Here is a 16,984-nt window from a genome sequence, read left to right as displayed (position 1 = left end):
TTTTGCTCGTTTGCTGAGGTCTATGACTGACGTACCCGTCTCTCGTATCCGTAATTTTTCTATCATTGCCCACATTGATCACGGCAAGTCTACTCTGGCAGATCGTTTGCTCCAGGTAACTGGTACTGTGAGCGATCGCGAGATGAAGCAGCAGTTTCTCGACAACATGGAGTTGGAGCGAGAACGGGGCATCACCATCAAATTGCAAGCTGCTCGGATGAACTACACCGCCAGAGATGGGCAGCAATACGTTCTAAATCTGATTGATACCCCTGGTCACGTTGACTTTTCCTATGAGGTGTCGCGATCGCTTGCCGCTTGCGAAGGGGCCTTGCTCGTGGTTGATGCCTCCCAAGGGGTAGAAGCGCAAACCTTGGCAAACGTCTACCTGGCGTTAGAACATAATCTGGAAATTATTCCAGTGTTAAACAAAATTGATTTGCCTGGCGCTGACCCCGAGCGAGTCAAATCAGAAATTGAAGAGATTATTGGACTCGATTGCAGCGGCGCAATTCTCGCCTCTGCCAAAGAAGGAATCGGAATTAACGAAATTCTGGAGTCAATTGTCTACCTGGTGCCGCCACCTCAAGATACGGTAGAGGAACCGCTCCGTGCCCTGATTTTTGACAGCTATTACGACAGCTATCGGGGCGTGATTGTCTATTTCCGGGTGATGGATGGAACGGTGAGGAAGGGCGATCGCATCCGGCTCATGGCATCCAAGAAAGAGTACGAAATTGACGAATTGGGCGTGCTTTCCCCAACCCAACTTCAGGTCGAAGAGCTGCACGCTGGCGAAGTGGGCTACATTGCCGCTGCCATCAAATCGGTTGAAGATGCCCGCGTCGGTGATACTATCACCCAGGCAAAAAATCCTGCCTCGGCTATGCTGCCCGGCTATACCGAAGCAAAGCCAATGGTATTTTGTGGGCTGTTTCCCACTGATGCAGACCAGTTTGAAGATTTACGCGAAGCTCTCGAAAAGCTGCGTCTCAGCGATGCCGCTTTGCAGTATGAGCCGGAAACCTCCAGCGCAATGGGCTTTGGCTTTCGCTGTGGCTTCCTGGGTCTGCTACACATGGAAATCGTCCAGGAACGCTTGGAGCGCGAATATGGGCTGGATCTAATCACAACAGCGCCATCTGTGATCTATCAGGTCACTAAACTTGATGGTGAAGTTGTCATGATCGACAACCCCAGTCTCCTGCCCGATCCTCAACAGCGTGAAAAAATTGAGGAACCCTACGTCAAAGTCGATATGATCACGCCGGAGGAGTTCGTTGGAGCTTTGATGGAGCTAAGCCAAAATCGGCGCGGTGACTTTAAAGACATGAAATATCTGGCTCAGGGACGCACTACCCTAACCTACGAATTGCCTCTGGCAGAAGTCGTGACTGACTTTTTTGACCAGATGAAGTCGCGGTCGCGAGGTTACGCCAGCATGGAATATCATCTGATTGGCTACCGAGAGAACCCCTTAGCCAAGCTGGACATCCTAATCAATGGTGATCCAGTTGATCCCTTAGCGACCATCGTTCACCGCGACAAGGCTTATTACGTCGGCAAAGCATTGGTCGAGAAGCTCAAAGAACTGATCCCGCGTCATCAGTTTAAAATTCCGATTCAAGCCTCTATCGGCAGTCGAGTTATTGCCAGTGAAAGCATTCCGGCTTTACGTAAAGATGTACTAGCTAAATGTTATGGCGGTGATATCAGTCGTAAGAAAAAACTATTGCAAAAGCAGGCGAAGGGTAAGAAACGCTTGAAATCAATTGGGACAGTAGACGTACCTCAAGAAGCATTTATGGCAGTGCTAAAACTTTAGTGGTTTATTCCCTTCCTGCTTTAGATGCCTTGAGATATGTAGCTATAGCTACGAAGGTTAATGAAAAAAATGGAGGATAGTATCGCCTATCCTCCATTTTTGTTTTCGATTTCAAAATCAGCCTTTCGACACTTACATATTTGTAACGGACATGGGGAACTTGAGTTTGTAAAATTCTTCAACAACGATTAATAGAGCGTTGAAGATTTGGTGAACCATACACCCTATGTCCTCATCAGACCTTAAATCTCTGTTAAGTTGCTTACAAAGCGCTAACAACATTGTCAGGACTGGACGATACTTTGATTCCAGGTTAGCTTGAAGCTTAAATCCTGGCTGGCGAGGGTGCAGGTCTAGCGACCATTTTGAACAATTCAGCCCTCCTACTTCAAATAACTGTAGCTGCAAAATTATGCGAATCCTAGTCACGGGTGGTGCGGGTTTTATTGGCTCCCACCTCATCGATCGCCTGCTCGAAGATGAGCATGAGGTAATCTGTTTAGACAATTTCTACACAGGTCACAAGCGGAACTTGCTCCGCTGGTTGAATCATCCCTACTTCGAGTTGATTCGTCACGACATCACTGAGCCGATTCGGTTAGAAGCGGATCAGATTTATCATCTGGCTTGCCCAGCTTCTCCGGTACATTATCAGTACAACCCAGTTAAAACCATCAAAACGAATGTGATGGGAACGCTGAATATGCTGGGACTCGCAAAACGAGTCAAGGCTAGATTTTTATTAGCGTCCACTTCTGAAGTCTATGGTGATCCAGAGGTTCATCCGCAGACAGAAGAGTATCGTGGCAACGTTAATCCCATCGGTATTCGCAGTTGCTACGACGAGGGCAAGCGAGTTGCGGAAACCTTGGCATTCGACTACCACCGCCAGAATGACGTAGAAATTCGCGTTGCTCGAATTTTCAACACCTATGGACCCAGAATGCTAGAAAACGATGGTCGTGTCGTTAGCAATTTTGTGGTGCAAGCATTAAGAAATCAACCTTTGACGGTCTATGGGGAAGGTTCGCAAACCCGCAGCTTCTGCTACGTCTCCGACTTGGTGGAAGGGTTGATGCGGTTGATGAATGGTGACCATACGGGTCCAGTTAACTTGGGCAACCCGGATGAGTACACGATTTTACAGTTGGCTCAAGCAGTGCAGCAAATGGTCAATCCTGATGTAGAGATTAAATTTGAAACTCTGCCACAGGATGATCCCCGTCGCCGCAAGCCAGACATTACCAGAGCCAAAACCTGGTTAGGCTGGCAGCCTACAGTTCCCTTGAAGGAGGGTTTGCAATTAACTGTAGAAGACTTTAGGACTCGAATTGGCGATCGCAGTCCTCAGCCAATTTCAAAGTAATCCCTTTGAGGAATTGTCAGGTTTACTGACAATTCCTTACCTTCAGACATAACAATTTCTATCTTTAGGTAGGGATTAGTTACCGCTCTTTCCACACTCATTGTTTCACTAATCTGCTCTTTCGCGAGGATGCACCCCTATGCGTGTTTGTGTCATTGGTACAGGATATGTTGGCTTGGTCACCGGAGTTTGTTTAGCGCACATCGGGCACGAGGTAATTTGCGTTGACAACAATGAAGAGAAAGTCAAACTAATGCAGTCAGGGCAATCCCCTATTTTTGAACCTGGCTTATCAGAACTGATGCAGAGTGCAATTCAGGATCAGCGCATTTTGTTTACTAGCGATTTGGCTGCTGGTGTATCTCATGGCGAGGTTTTATTTATTGCAGTTGGCACGCCTCCTTTGCCTACTGGAGAGAGCGACACCCGTTATGTAGAGGCGGTTGCCCGTGGAATTGGCTCTAACCTGAATGGCGGCTATAAAGTAATTGTAAACAAGTCAACTGTACCCATTGGTTCTGGTGACTGGGTGCGAATGATTGTACTAGATGGCATTGCTGAGCGGCAAAAGTCTCTGGTTCCTGCTGGCGGGATTGTAGAAGAATTGCCTCCATCTGAGGTTGAAGCTGACTTTGATGTGGTGAGCAACCCAGAATTTCTGCGGGAAGGTTCAGCGGTATTCGATACCTTCAATCCTGACCGGATTGTTTTGGGCAGCAACAGTCAGAAGGCGGTCGCCATGATGAAAGAGCTGTATGCTCCGATTGTGTCTCGTCAGTTCGCCGCAGACCAATCTCTTCCAACGGTGCCTGTAGTTGTCACCGACATCAGCTCGGCTGAAATGGTGAAGTATGCCTCAAATGCTTTCCTGGCGACCAAGATTAGCTTCATCAACGAAGTCGCAAATATTTGCGATCGCGTAGGTGCGGATGTCACTCAAGTCGCCAAAGGCATCGGTTTGGATTCCCGCATCGGCAGCAAATTTTTGCAAGCAGGCATTGGCTGGGGTGGATCTTGTTTCCCCAAAGATGTCTCAGCGCTAATTCATACGGCAGATGACTACGGCTACGAGGCACAGCTGCTTAAGGCAGCTGTCAGTGTCAACCAGCGCCAACGACTGATCACGATTGAGAAGCTTCAGCAAGTCCTGAAAATTCTCAAAGGCAAGACCGTGGGACTGTTAGGCTTGACCTTTAAGCCTGACACTGACGACATGCGAGACGCACCCGCACTTGACCTGATTGAAAACTTGTCCCGTTTGGGCACCAAGGTTAAGGCTTTTGACCCGCTGGTTTCACAAACAGGAATGCGTCACGGGCTGTCGAATGTAATTGTGGAAACTGATCCAGAGCGTTTGGCTGATGGTTGTGATGCACTAGTTCTCGTAACGGACTGGGCACAGTTCCGTACGCTTGACTACGCCAAAATGTCTAAGCTGATGAACAACCCAGTGATGATTGACGGTCGTAACTTCCTGGATCAAGAAACATTGGAAGCGGTTGGTTTCCGCTATGTAGGGGTCGGTCGCTAAGCCAATACGGAGGTTGTCTGTCGCGAAACAATGGGCTTAAGCCCATTGTCGTCTGCTGCTTACTCAATATTGCTTTTGGCCGAGTTCTGACAAATTAGGATAACGTTTGGTAGGGGTTAAGTGCAGTCGCTTGCCCCTATTTTTTATGTGCCTGAATGAGGGCAAGGCTACGAGAAGGGTGGTCGCCATGAAGATTAACCAAGAATATGATTGGGCAAAAACGGCTGAGGAGGCGATCGCCCTCCAACAATCCCTGAAAGAGCGGGTGATCACTACCGACTGTCTCGGTATTGTGGACTTTGTCGCAGGAGTTGATGTGGGGTTTGAGGATAATGGAGACACTACTCGTGCTGCGGTAGCAGTTTTGAGTTTTCCTGAATTGGAGTTGAAAGAGCAGGCGATCGCCCGCCGCCCCACTTCGTTTCCCTATATTCCTGGGTTGTTGTCTTTCCGAGAAGTGCCTGCCGTTTTGGATGCCTTGGAGCAGCTCACAATCACACCGGACTTGCTGCTCTGTGACGGACAGGGAATTGCCCATCCGCGTCGATTGGGCATTGCCTCTCACATAGGGCTGTTGGTAGACTTGCCTACTGTCGGAGTGGCAAAGTCCCGGCTGTTTGGTAAACATGGCGAGGTGCCAGATCAAAAAGGAAGTTGGGTAGCCCTGCTACACAAAGGCGAAACAATCGGAGCGGTCTTGCGGACGCGTCCCAACACAAAACCGCTTTACATTTCGCCTGGACACCGAATCAGTCTGGAAACATCGATTGAATATGTGCTTGCCTGTACTCCAAAGTATCGGCTGCCTGAAACAACTCGCTTTGCTCACAAGCTGGCTTCAGGTTAGGTGAACCGTTTAGAAGCATTTTGGTCAGCTTCACGGCAGAGTGCCGCAACTGCTGCTCCAGCGCGATCGCCCATTAGCTTTTGCTGGTCATAGCCAAACACTAGTTCCCAAGCATCATTGGGGTACTGGTTAATCAGTGGCAAAGCAACCTCGTCGAGCATCCAGCGTCCATGCAATTTATCGACTTTGATGTGCAAATCCCAGTAGCCCGTAGCGTTTTCTGAAAGCCCCAACCGCTGGGCGGCGTTGCTATAAACGCTGAAGGCAGCAGGGACCGAGATTTCTGTGTGTAGCAATCCACCTACGTAGCGCAAAAAGTACCGCTTGCGCTCAGATAGCAAGAAACTGTGGTTGATTGTTGCCAAAACTTCCCAGGGTACCAGACCGAAGTAGGCTTCTGGCTCAGTTTCCATGTCTAATTCCTCTAGCATTCGGGTGAAGTAGGAGGAATGTTTGCGGTTGAGCCGACCTGCTCCGTATTCTTCTACCAGCAGGCGAGTTAGAACAGATTGAATCTCGTTGCTAACGCCGCCCAAGGTGCGGGATAGTTGACTGGCTTCTACCAAGCCGTCAAGAGAGGCGATCGCCAGCAACCGACGATACCCTGCTTCTTGCATTTCCTCTTGAAAATATCTGCCATTTTCTGATAGCTCTGGCTCCAGATCCTCAGCGGCTCGGTCGGTTAGTGCTTGGGTAACATCCAGATTTTGCAACGTTTCCAGCGATAGCTGTGAGGCTTCCCACTGCTGCCAGGACAGTTCAATCTGATCCCGCACGTCTTGTAGATAAACGGAGCGTTCGTTGCAGTAATTTCGCAGATCATCAAACCAAAACAGCTTTAGGCGATTGATCCGATACAAAATTCGCTGTGTAAATAGACGGGCCAAGTTAGAGCAGTTTGCTGACTGGTAGGCTGCGGAAATCGCTAAATCTAAGACTTGCTCAAAAGCATTAACGCGCTCGACATGGCGGTCTAGATTTTGATCCAAATCTTCTACTTCTAATAAATGAGTAAAGTGTTGCTCCGCCTGAGCGTAATCCGCTTTAGTTAGCTGGGCGGTTGTTCTCCAGCTTGCCTCTAGGTCAGGGTTTGGAAGTGTAACCTGATTACCGTGCATGGAATTTATCTATGTAATATTCACTACCATCTTCCGAAACCCCTTGGCTAGATCCATCTGTATTCAGTCGTAGATATATTCCATGAAATATTGAACCTTGTACCTATTTCAATAGACATCAGACTTTTATCCCTCTAAGGTATGAGGCGTGGAGCAAGGATTGTAAAGTTTAGAGGAGAGTTCAACACTTTGCCCAGTTTTGTAGCAGGCAGGAGATTTATTACATCTGCGTATCGGTGCAAGTGATGGCGCTTAATGTCTAACTTGCCAGGTTTCGTAATTTGATGGGTTCGTTGGTTCGCAGTCGTTGTGTGAGTCGATGAGGAGTTTATGGAAAGAAACAGAGTGCAGTGCTGCCGGTTATTGGATCTAAAGTTTCTTGGGCTTGTGGCGGGAGGAGTCGTATTTGCGAATCTATTGTTTATTGAAATGAGTCAGGCACAAACGGTTGGTGAGCTGGAAGGTGAATCAAGTCAACCACTTCTGCAACCCGCTGCTGCTGGAGCAGAGGATTTGTTGATGCGGCGATTGCCTATTCCCCCTTCTCCCTCAACCTTACTAACTCAATCAATCGATACTCTTCCTCCAGAAGAACCACTGTCGCCGCAAACAGAACCAGAGCCAGCCGAAGAATTGCCACCTGAAGGTGAAACAGTTGCGCCACCGGTTGAAGGAGCCACCATTGCGGATATTCAAGTGCAATTTGTAGATGAGGACGGACAGCCAACTGAAGGAACGACGCGACCTTTCATCATCACGCGAGAGTTTAACTTGCAGCCAGGAGACGCTTACAGCCAAGACTTAGCGCAACAAGGGCTGGAGCGGGTCACCGGGCTGAGTATTGTGCGACAGGCAACGCTGGAGTTAGAACCTGCCGAAGATGGACAGGTGATCATGGTTGTGAATGTGCTGGAAAGCGATCGCTTCTTCGTCGTGCCGGGGTTAACGCTGGCAGCGCCGACTGCGCTTCAGGGCCCTGCCCGTCCTGTCACCGTTTTGCCTTTGTCGAATCGGGCAGGTGGGACGGCAGGTGGCGTGCGGTTTGGGTTGCGAAACATTGGGGGTAATAATCAGACGCTGTCGCTAGGGGTTGAAGCGGGTGAAAACACCTTGGGGTTTGACTTGGACTTTAGAGATCCCTGGATTGCGGGCAGTTCATCCCGCACGGGTTATGCCATAAATCTGTTTAATCAGCGGGGAATCGAACCGGAATTTGATGAGGGCGATCGCGAGGTTGATTTGCCCAATGGCGAAGATCCGTGGGTGCATCGGCTGGGCGGTGGAGTTGAATTTTTCCGTCCGCTTGCGCCAGATTTTGTGGCGGCGCTAGGAGTGTCTTACCAGCGGATTTCGGTGCGGGATGAGGCGTTCAGCTCTGACATTGCTCCTGAAGATGAGTTGGGCAATCGGCTTACCTTTAACGAAGATGGACAGGATGATTTGCTAACGCTTAACTTTTCGGCGGTGCGCGATCGCCGGGACGAGCGCCTCTATCCTACTCAGGGCGACCGATTACGGGTTGGCGTTGACCAATCAATTCCGATTGGCGAGGGCAATATCTTATTCAACCGTCTGGCTGCTAGCTACACCCGATTCATTCCCTTGTCGCTGTTTGGCTTCACCGAAGGTCCGCGCACATTAGTGCTGAACGTACAGGGAGGTACATTTATCGGCGACTTGCCGCCCTATGAAGCATTTAGTCTGGGCGGGGCTGGCTCGGTGCGGGGTTATGGTGGCGGTGAAATTGGCACGGGTCGCAGTTTCCTTCAGGGAACGGCTGAATATCGTTTTCCGATCTTTGGATTCACTGCCTTTGACGAAGATATTGATGTCGGTGGCACGCTGTTTGTGGACTACGCAACTGATTTAGGGACGGGGGACAACGTACCGGGTGAACCCGCAGAAGTTCGAGACAAGCCGGGAGACGGTTTGGGTTATGGAGTAGGTTTACGCGCCCGAACGCCCTTTGGACCAGTGCGGCTGGAGTTTGGACTGAATGATCAGGGGGATAGTGAAGTGATCTTTAATGTTGGCGATCGCTTCTAGCTGGAGTTTAGCGGCGTAGGTTGGGTGGAGCGTAGCGAAACCCAACCTACGAATTCCTTAACCCCTTGTGGGGGCGATTCGCGAATCGCCCCTACAAGAATTTCCTGGTGAAATTCTAAATCTGTATCTTTGCATCTGTACAAGAACTACTCGGTTTTGTAGCGCTCCAGCAAGGTGGGGAGGTGATCGTACCCATCTACGCCAATGACGCTGATGATGGCGGGTCGCTGCTGTTGCAGGTTAGTTTGAAAGGCTTCGTCTCCCAGTTGTCCTCGAATCACGGTGAGCAAGCCTGCGGTTTGTCGCCAAGTGTTGGAGGCAATTTGCTCTAACAGGTACATTCCTAAGCATCCGGCGTGGATGGCTTGAGCCGGATTTTGCAGCCGATGGTAAGCTTCTGCCAGATAAGCCAGGTTGATACCTTGCAGATACAGGTCGCCAGAAAATTGGGCTGCCTGGATGCCGCCTTCCAGGTAGGCGATCGCTGCCTGAGCCTGATCTAGTGCCACTTGGACAATTCCTAAACTGCTAAGGCAAAGGGCTTGACTCTGGCGATCGCCCAATTTCTCAGAAAGTTGTAGCCCTTGCTGGAGACGATCGATCGCGGATTCGTAAACCTCTGGCTCGGCTTGTTCAAGCTGCTGTGCCTGAAATACTTCGCTGTAACCCAGATTTGCCAGGGCGTTTGCTTCTCCCAGGCGATCGCCTGCTTGCCGACTGAGAATGACTGCTCGCTGGCTGTAGTTAATCGCTTCGGCGTAGCTGGTTTGGGCTATACAGGTGCGACTGAGATGGTTGAGGTTAGCAACTTCACAGGGGCGATCGCCTGCTTCACGAGCCACTTCGAGCGCTTGCTGGTGAAACGCGACGGACTGCTCGACCCGACCTTGAGCGCGGAAGGAATAGCCTAACAGCGTTAAAATTCTCGCCTTTTCCTGGGTTCCTTCGGCTCGGCGCAGAGGCTCATCTAGATAGTCCAACGCATTTCGCAGATACTCACCTGAAAATGAAGCAAAAATGCCGCCATAGAGCGGGAAATAGTCTCGCTGAGCAAAGGTTCGCAAAATCTGAAGCGTGAGCTGCGAACAGCCATCGCCCAAATTGGTCTGAGAAATAGCGATCGCAGCTTGACGAATGCCCGTTGCAAGCTGCGACCAGATCACCGCAAATGCTAGGAATGTTGAAATTGAGAGCTTTGCCCCAACTTTAGAGTCATAAACTAGCTTGTCAAACCAGTTAACTAAGCCTTGCTGAAGGCACCGCAAGACGACGACTAGCTCAACCAGCGCACTTAAATCTAGATTGGTGGACTGGGACGCGGCCCACTCCACGACCGATTTTTCCAGAGACAGGGCTTGAAACAGAGATTGAGGCATCGGGCTATTCACTTGCTTTGCCCAAAGCGCCCAAGGTCCACGCTGTCCGGGAACTCCTTCAAAACCAAGCTGTCCCCGTCCCTGCTCATAAATCCAGCTAACCAGGTGGTCTTCCAATCGCTGCCACGAGGTTAAACCCTGGGTCAAACCCTGAGAAAGCTGCTGCAATTCTTGCTGGGCGTTGGCATCTGTTGTGGCTTCGGGTTGTGCGCTCTGCTGCTGTAGTGTTTTTGCGAGTCGCTGAAGTTGTGACAGAGTAAGCGCCTGAGCGCGATTGGGGTCAGTCAGCTTAAGGAACGTGTGCAGGCGATCGCCTGTTTCAGCGGTGACAATCTGCTGAATTGCCCGGGTTAGTGCTTCCGTTGCCTGGTTTTGTTCTTGCCAACGCTCCCATTCTCCCCGAATGGTCTGCAACGCTCGTAAGCTACGAACCGCTTTTGCCTGCTTAAATTCATCCCCCTGCGTTTCAGTTTGGCGCTGAGTCGTAGCAATGCGATCGCCCAAACATCGCTCAAAAATCTCGCCCGTTCCTGGACTCACGCCCTCAACTAGCATTTTGTAAACCTGCTCTTTGGAGCGAATTTGCCCCTTGAGCGTAGCTTGAACAATCTTATCAATCAGTTCTAAATAGCGATCGCGCAGAGATAGGGAATCGGACATTAGCTAGAGAAAAAATGGGTAGGCATTGGCAGCTTTTCGCTTCAGGTAAAGGCAACGCCAAAGGAAAAGATTTATTTACACTTCCTTCTAGAGTAGTCGGAATCCTCCTAGATCTGCATTTGCTGCGATCGAGGAAAAATTAACAGAGCTCTGAAAGAGGTTTTTCTGTCATGGATACGACCGACCATTCTTCTCTAACGGCACCGTGCTTAAAAATCGTCTTGGTTTCTAGCGGAAACACTCTCAGGCATTGCCGAATCGTTCCCGACTGTCACTGAACTGTTCCCGCCCGTTGCCGAATCGTTCCTGCCCGTTGCTGAACCATTCCCGACCATCGCTGAATCGTTGCCGACTATCGCTGCATTATTCCCGACCATAATGGAATCGCTCTTAACCACTTCGGGATCATTTGCGATCGCCCCAAAATCATTCCCGATCTGCTCCAGGCTCACCCACGACCTAATCAAGTGCTTGTCAAAGTTGGCTGAATGTACTGGCGAATGTATTGCAGAGCGCCGCTGGCGATCGCCCTTGCTAATTGACTGCGATGATCAGGGTCAGCCAGTTTTGCGGCATCTTCTTGTCCTGTCACAAAGCCCAACTCAACCAGCGTGGCGGGCATTGAGGTATACCTCAACACATAGAAGTTGGCTTGTCGCACTCCCCGGTCTTTAACCGTGATGCTCTCCAAGATGCTGCTGTGAATTGCTGAGGCGAGGCGAGAACCGCTCGTAGAACCGGGGTAATGATAGGTTTCTAACCCGTTCACCTCCGGTCGGCTAAGGCTAATCGCGTTGGCATGAATGCTGAGAAATAGATTTGCCCTGGCTTGTTCGGCAATGTTAACTCTGGGTGCTAGTTCTATCGTGCGATCGTCAGGGCGAGTCATGACAACCCTGATGCCTTGCTGCTGCAACAATTCAGCAATTTGTTGAGCAACCGACAGGTTAATATCTTTTTCGCGCAAACCGTCAATTCCGATCGCTCCCGGATCGTTGCCGCCATGCCCCGGATCAACCACCACGAGGATCGCGGCGGCGGTTGGGGTCGGAGCGGGAGATGGGGAGGCAGGAGGCGTTGGAGTAACAGGTGGCGGAACCGGAATGGAAATCGGTGCAGGCGTTGGACTTGGCGCAGCGACGGGCGGTGTGGGAGTTGGACTGGGTGCAGCAACAGGGGGTGCGGGAGATGGGCTAGGCGCAACGACAGGCGGCGTGGGGATGACAGGCAGTGGAACGGGAATGGGAATAGGCGCAGGAGAAGGGGTGGGTCTTGGTGTAGCGACGGGAACGGGCGCAGGAGAAGGGGTGGGGGTGGGTCGTACGGAAACCACCGGTAACGGCGTGGGTGCTGGAGTAGGTGCTGGCGTCGGAGAAGCAGCCGGAGGGGTGGGTGAAACGATAGGGACTTGCTCTCCCGCAGGGGCGTTGGAATTGGGGTCGACGATGTAGGACGAGGCGATCGCGGGCGATCGCGCTGCCTGCACCATTGCCTGATAAACCATTGCTGCGACTTCCCCACGAGTGGCTTCGCGGTTGGGGTTGAGCCGATTCACCTGGGGATAGTTCACCACAAGCTGAGCCTGGGTAGCGCTGGCGATCGCCCCCTGCATCTGAGCCGGAATTGCTGCGGCATCCTCATAGCGATTCAACAACTCTGTGTTTCCGGCAGGCAGTCCTAAGGCATTGGTCAAAGCCAGCAACACCTGAATTCGCGTGACGTTTTGGCTGGGTAGGAAGGTGCCGTTTTGGAAGCCAGCCATTAGCCCCCCCCGGTAAACGCGCTGAATGGACTCAGCCGCCCAAAAGTCAGCAGACACATCACTAAAACCGGCTGCTGCTCGCTTGGCAATGGGGTTAAAGGTGTTGTCTAAAAGCGCTGCATACTGAGCGCGATTCATGGTTGTGTCAGGTTTGAAGGTGCCGTCGGCAAAGCCCGTGATCACACCCTGACTAGCTAACCCCCGGACAAAGTCGGATGACCAGTGCGGCTGAATGTCAGCAAAGGAAGGCACCGAGATATCAGGATTGACAATGAACGGAGAATCGATCGCCCTTGCCTGCCCTGCCGAGACGAGCGTTTGGTAAATCAGCGCTGCAACTTCAGCCCTGGTGATATCAACCATTGGCTCTAGCTGACTAACCTGGGGATGGTTAACCACAATTCGCTTTTGAGTAGCGGTAGCGACTGCGTTTGTGGCATAGCTGGGAATTTGGGCGCGATCGCGATACACGCCCAGCGAGTTAGGATTGCCACCCGTCAGCTCCAGCCCGTTAATCAGCGAAACGATCGCCTGAATCCGCGTCAGGTTTTGGTTGGGACGAAAGGTGCGATCGGGAAAGCCTGCCAAGAAGCCCATCTGGTAAGCTTTGGCGATCGCACCTGCTGCCCAAAAGTTAGCTGCCACATCGACAAATGCTTGGTTTGCCCGTTTGATAGGCACGTTGAAGGCTTTGGCGATCGCCGCCGCATACTGAGCGCGAGTAATATTCAACTCCGGCTTAAAGGTGCCGTCTGGGAAGCCGCTGATAATGTCTCGCTCAACTAAGCCCCGGATAAAGGCTTCTGCCCAATATCCCCGGATGTCTGGCAGGTTCACTGCCCCAGTCACGGGCGTGGGTGTAGGTGTCGGCGTAGGTCGAGGGGTAGGCGTAGGTGCAGGTGACGGAGTAGATGTGGTTGGTCGAGGCGGAACGGGCGTGGGTGAAGGTGCCGGTAATGGCGCTGGAGCAATAACTTGACTTGCCACAAAATCTACAGCCCCGTTTACCCGAATTGGATTGAGCTGATTGCCCACGGAGGTTAGCTTGACTGAAGTTGCATTACGCAGGTCAAACTCACCGTTACTGCGGAGGATATTGCCACCCGGATCTTGCCCTTTGCCCAGGTCAGGTAGCGCTGTGTTAGCCACTGCTAATCCGTCGCTTGTATTCCTCTCGACCAGGTTGTTTCGCAGCACCGGGCGAGAGTTGCCCGTGAGAACGATGCCAGAACGGTTTTCAAACACCTGATTGTCTACAATCAATGGCGCTGCGTTGTCACTGATGGCGATGCCGTAGCCTGTCTTCTGAAAAACATTGCGGCGAATTTCACCTTTCGCATTCCGAACAACGGAGATGCCGCTAGCTGCATTTTGCTGAAAAACGTTGTCGCTGACTTCTGGAGTGGCGTTGCCCGTCGCAAACACGCCCTCCCGTCCGCAGTTAATAAAGGTGTTGTTGGCGATGATCGGAGAGGTTGCTTCGATCCACACGCCTGTTCCCCGCTGTGCCCGATTGGTCACAATCACGCCCCTAAGCTGCGCCCCATTCTCCGGGCGAATCATCACATTTTGGCGGGCAAAGGTGGGGCTGTTAAATTCACCGCTACCATCCAGCACAATGCCCCGTCCCTTTTGCGCTTCGTTGCCCACGACGGTCACGCCAGCGGGAATCACCAGGGGGAATTGCTCACCACTAGCAGCATTGTAGGTTCCTGTTGTTAGTTGAATTCTCGTGCCAGATGTAGCTCGCTGGAGGGCACGGGTAATCGTCTTATAAGGAGCAGCTTGACTGCCTGCCGCGTTGTCATTGCCACTGGCAGGGTTCACGTAGAGCGTTGTAGGGGATGATGACTGAACCATCAAGCTTCCTCCCGATAAACTTTAGATCCTAAGTTTGAGCGGTTCTTGACCACTTCACCCTCTGGCATGATTGCATACCCAATTCCCGTTTTGTTGAATAGACCTGTGCCTTTAGAAAGAATCTGCAATTTGTTCAACCTGCTGTAATTTAAGTTCTAGTAGAATCGACCCAATCGCTGTGGGGAAAGGTGCGATCGCCAATCATTCAAACTATCTTGCCAAAACGAAATTGTGGAATGGTACAGGAAAGACCTTGCATACATTCATGATGTTGGGCACAACGACTATGCCCTGAAATCTGCCCCTGGCATACTCAGTATCCTGGCAAAACACAATATCCATGACGGACTAATCGTGGACTTGGGCTGTGGTAGTGGGCTTTCAGCTTTAGAATTCACAGCAGCTCGTTATCGGGTCCTTGGAATCGACATTTCCGAGTCGATGGTTGCTTTGGCTCGTACTCGGGTTCCAAATGCTGAATTTCGAGTTGAGTCGCTGTTTGAGGCAGACATTCCTGATTGCCATGCTGTTGTCTCTATCGGCGAATGTTTGAATTACTTATTTGATCCAAACAACACTCGCACAAAGCTGATTCAACTTTTTCAACGGGTTTACAACGCGCTGGCTCCAGCAGGTGTATTTATTTTTGATGTTGCAGAGCTAGGACAGGTTGCACAAGGAACCATCACCAAAAGTTTCACTGAAGGAGAGGATTGGATCGTTCTAGTTGAAAAGCAGGAGGAGCAAACAGTCCTAACCCGACGAATCATCACTCTGCGTAAGCTGAAAGAACATCAGGAAGAACACTACAGAAGGGATGATGAGGTTCATCGTTTGCGGTTATATGAGGCGACAGAAGTGGCTGAACAACTTCGTCAAGTTGGTTTTCAGGTTCAAGTTATGCGTTGCTACGGCAACTATGACTTGCCCAATGCTCATGCTGCCTTTGTTGCCTGCAAACTACCCAACGACGAGAGGATTTAGAAATGGTGATGGTCGTTGTAACGCTTAATTGCCTGATTGCTTCGTGTTGTCTCTTTGCAGCCTGGAGAATTTGGCGGCTAAGACGATTTTTGGCAAAGGTGACATCTACGCTGACGGCGGCTGAACGCAGCACGTATGCAGTTTTGTATGGTGCACCTCAGGGGATTGGCAGTGGGCAAACGGGAATTTATCAGTTGCGACGCAGCTACCAACAGCTACAGCCTCAGCTTCGGCAGCTTCAGCAGATTTTGGGATGGGTGAGGTTAGGGCAAAAGGCATGGCTGGGGCGATCGCGCTTTCTTTCCTCTCGGCGATCGCCCTACTTGCGCCGTTAATCCAATCTGGCAAGCTTAGCAAATCAGCAAATTAGCTCTGTATTGCTGCAATCAGCCGATTTCTGTGCTCAACTTCTATGATGTTGCAATAGGGCCAGTAATATAGTGAAATTCGCGAATCTACGATCAATTTTGAAATAGGAACGAAACGATGTCAGATAATCGCTCTGGATCATCGGGGTCATTTTTGGGAGGCGTACTGTTAGGGGCTGCGGTCGGCGCAGTGACAGGGTTGCTTATGGCTCCGCGAACGGGTCGAGAAACGCGGCAATTGCTGAAAAAATCTGCGGATGCCCTACCAGAATTAGCAGAAGACCTTTCGACCAGTGTGCAGCTTCAGGCAGACCGACTCTCAGAAACCGCATTGCGAAACTGGGATGGCACCTTGACTCGACTGCGAGAGGCGATCGCCGCTGGAGTAGAAGCCAGTCAGCGCGAACGCCAGGAAATCGGTCCAGCCGAAGATCGGGTCGTCGAACCTCAACCCACCGCTCACGACAGCTTGATGTAGGCAAAGACTTGTGGTTGATCCCCTATTTTGGTTAGGGCTATCTATTCTGCTTGTAGCAGTTAGCCTCACTGCGGTGCTCATCGTGGCACTGCCAGCTTTGCGTGAGTTGGCACGGGCAGCCCGCAGTGCCGAAAAATTATTTGATACCCTTAGTCGTGAACTGCCGCCGACTCTAGAAGCAATTCGGCTAACAGGGCTGGAAATCAGTGATTTAACGGACGAGGTCAGTGAAGGAGTCCAGAATGCAGGACAAGTCGTCCAGCAGGTTAATCAAAGCATTAGTGGCGTTCGGCAAGGCGCTCGACAGGCGCAAGTAACCACACGCGGCGTTTTTGCGGGCGTTAAAGCTGCCTGGAAGGTGTTTCAGCGCCCTTCCCGTCGTCCGGAGCGACTGTCTGCCAGTTCTAGAAGCGCTTTAGAGCTAGACAACAGCTATCGCCAGGACTATGCTCAGCGCGAGGATGTCTACAGTGCGGAACCAGAGGAGAACTGGAACGATCAGCAGGACTTTGATCTCCCGCCTGAGAGCCAAAGCGAACTAGAGGAAATTCAACGAATTAGCAGAAACTCTGCTTATCTGCGAAAGCAAAGTTCCACAACCCAGCCTGAAGATTAGATTTCCTGCCTAAATTACTTTGTGAAGCGTGAATAGTAGCGGCGCAGCCCCGCTACTATTCAGGCAGAGATTTGCAGAGATCTACCGATTAGCGTCTTTGCCAGGGTGTCCGATTAGCTTGCAGGAGATGAATCGCAGATGAGATTT

13 protein-coding genes are annotated in these 16,984 nt (G+C 51.1%); 9 read left to right on the top strand and 4 right to left on the bottom strand.

What is annotated here, in order from left to right; all coding sequences use genetic code 11:
- Positions 1 to 22: 22 nt before the first annotated feature.
- The 4 genes from lepA (at position 23) to nfi (ending at position 5,569) form a co-directional block, all read left to right on the top strand.
- Complete coding sequence (lepA, locus tag H6F93_RS26435; RefSeq protein ID WP_190687422.1) at positions 23 to 1,825, top strand: translation elongation factor 4; 1,803 nt, start codon at positions 23 to 25, stop codon at positions 1,823 to 1,825.
- Between the two features lie 412 nt (positions 1,826 to 2,237).
- Entirely contained in the window at positions 2,238 to 3,191 is a 954-nt protein-coding gene (locus H6F93_RS26430) for a UDP-glucuronic acid decarboxylase family protein (RefSeq protein WP_190645144.1), read from the top strand.
- Positions 3,192 to 3,330: 139 nt separating this feature from the next.
- On the top strand, positions 3,331 to 4,722 hold the full coding sequence (locus tag H6F93_RS26425; RefSeq protein WP_190645145.1) for a UDP-glucose dehydrogenase family protein: 1,392 nt from the start codon (positions 3,331 to 3,333) through the stop codon (positions 4,720 to 4,722).
- Positions 4,723 to 4,909: 187 nt separating this feature from the next.
- Positions 4,910 to 5,569 (top strand): deoxyribonuclease V, encoded by a 660-nt coding sequence (gene nfi, locus H6F93_RS26420; RefSeq protein ID WP_190687420.1) that lies wholly within the window; start codon positions 4,910 to 4,912, stop codon positions 5,567 to 5,569.
- Here the strand turns inward: nfi and H6F93_RS26415 are convergent.
- Complete coding sequence (locus H6F93_RS26415) at positions 5,566 to 6,687, bottom strand: iron-containing redox enzyme family protein (protein WP_190645147.1); 1,122 nt, start codon at positions 6,685 to 6,687, stop codon at positions 5,566 to 5,568. The genes nfi and H6F93_RS26415 overlap by 4 nt on opposite strands.
- A 330-nt stretch (positions 6,688 to 7,017) precedes the next feature.
- Between H6F93_RS26415 and H6F93_RS26410 the strand changes: the two genes are divergently transcribed.
- Positions 7,018 to 8,733: a BamA/TamA family outer membrane protein gene (locus tag H6F93_RS26410; protein WP_242043622.1), complete on the top strand. Its 1,716-nt coding sequence runs from the start codon at positions 7,018 to 7,020 to the stop codon at positions 8,731 to 8,733.
- A 146-nt stretch (positions 8,734 to 8,879) separates the two neighbouring features.
- Here the strand turns inward: H6F93_RS26410 and H6F93_RS26405 are convergent, their stop codons facing one another.
- The 3 genes from H6F93_RS26405 to H6F93_RS26395 form a co-directional block, all read right to left on the bottom strand.
- Positions 8,880 to 10,769, bottom strand: a complete 1,890-nt coding sequence (locus H6F93_RS26405; RefSeq protein ID WP_190687418.1) for a tetratricopeptide repeat protein — start codon at positions 10,767 to 10,769, stop codon at positions 8,880 to 8,882.
- A 209-nt stretch (positions 10,770 to 10,978) separates the two neighbouring features.
- Positions 10,979 to 11,221: a hypothetical protein gene (locus H6F93_RS26400; protein ID WP_190687416.1), complete on the bottom strand. Its 243-nt coding sequence runs from the start codon at positions 11,219 to 11,221 to the stop codon at positions 10,979 to 10,981.
- 11 nt (positions 11,222 to 11,232) lie between these two features.
- Positions 11,233 to 14,391 (bottom strand): N-acetylmuramoyl-L-alanine amidase, encoded by a 3,159-nt coding sequence (locus H6F93_RS26395; RefSeq protein WP_190687413.1) that lies wholly within the window; start codon positions 14,389 to 14,391, stop codon positions 11,233 to 11,235.
- Between the two features lie 231 nt (positions 14,392 to 14,622).
- On the opposite strand from H6F93_RS26395, the gene H6F93_RS26390 reads away from it, so the two are divergent.
- From H6F93_RS26390 to H6F93_RS34265, 4 genes are all read left to right on the top strand, one after another.
- Complete coding sequence (locus tag H6F93_RS26390; RefSeq protein WP_524538021.1) at positions 14,623 to 15,375, top strand: class I SAM-dependent methyltransferase; 753 nt, start codon at positions 14,623 to 14,625, stop codon at positions 15,373 to 15,375.
- Positions 15,376 to 15,377: 2 nt separating this feature from the next.
- Positions 15,378 to 15,710 carry a hypothetical protein gene (locus tag H6F93_RS26385; RefSeq protein WP_190645152.1) on the top strand — a complete coding sequence of 111 codons (333 nt, stop codon included), beginning with the start codon at positions 15,378 to 15,380 and terminating at the stop codon, positions 15,708 to 15,710.
- Positions 15,711 to 15,861: 151 nt separating this feature from the next.
- On the top strand, positions 15,862 to 16,221 hold the full coding sequence (locus H6F93_RS26380) for a YtxH domain-containing protein (protein ID WP_190687411.1): 360 nt from the start codon (positions 15,862 to 15,864) through the stop codon (positions 16,219 to 16,221).
- Between the two features lie 10 nt (positions 16,222 to 16,231).
- Positions 16,232 to 16,837, top strand: a complete 606-nt coding sequence (locus H6F93_RS34265; RefSeq protein ID WP_347277357.1) for a DUF948 domain-containing protein — start codon at positions 16,232 to 16,234, stop codon at positions 16,835 to 16,837.
- The last annotated feature ends 147 nt before the right edge of the window (positions 16,838 to 16,984 follow it).

Origin of the sequence: Leptolyngbya sp. FACHB-671, from assembly GCF_014695745.1 — a bacterium.
GTDB lineage: Bacteria > Cyanobacteriota > Cyanobacteriia > Elainellales > Elainellaceae > JAAUTN01.
The sequence above is the reverse complement of the archived record's forward strand: the minus strand, read 5'-3'. Positions and strand labels throughout refer to the sequence as shown.

Bases quoted from the DNA above. Each gene is read 5' to 3' on its own strand.
- lepA (WP_190687422.1), top strand. From the start codon at position 23: ATGACTGACGTACCCGTCTCTCGTATCCGTAATTTTTCTATCATTGCC.
- H6F93_RS26430 (WP_190645144.1), top strand. From the start codon at position 2,238: ATGCGAATCCTAGTCACGGGTGGTGCGGGTTTTATTGGCTCCCACCTC.
- H6F93_RS26425 (WP_190645145.1), top strand. From the start codon at position 3,331: ATGCGTGTTTGTGTCATTGGTACAGGATATGTTGGCTTGGTCACCGGA.
- nfi (WP_190687420.1), top strand. From the start codon at position 4,910: ATGAAGATTAACCAAGAATATGATTGGGCAAAAACGGCTGAGGAGGCG.
- H6F93_RS26415 (WP_190645147.1), bottom strand. From the start codon at position 6,687: ATGCACGGTAATCAGGTTACACTTCCAAACCCTGACCTAGAGGCAAGC.
- H6F93_RS26410 (WP_242043622.1), top strand. From the start codon at position 7,018: ATGGAAAGAAACAGAGTGCAGTGCTGCCGGTTATTGGATCTAAAGTTT.
- H6F93_RS26405 (WP_190687418.1), bottom strand. From the start codon at position 10,769: ATGTCCGATTCCCTATCTCTGCGCGATCGCTATTTAGAACTGATTGAT.
- H6F93_RS26395 (WP_190687413.1), bottom strand. From the start codon at position 14,391: ATGGTTCAGTCATCATCCCCTACAACGCTCTACGTGAACCCTGCCAGT.
- H6F93_RS26385 (WP_190645152.1), top strand. From the start codon at position 15,378: ATGGTGATGGTCGTTGTAACGCTTAATTGCCTGATTGCTTCGTGTTGT.
- H6F93_RS26380 (WP_190687411.1), top strand. From the start codon at position 15,862: ATGTCAGATAATCGCTCTGGATCATCGGGGTCATTTTTGGGAGGCGTA.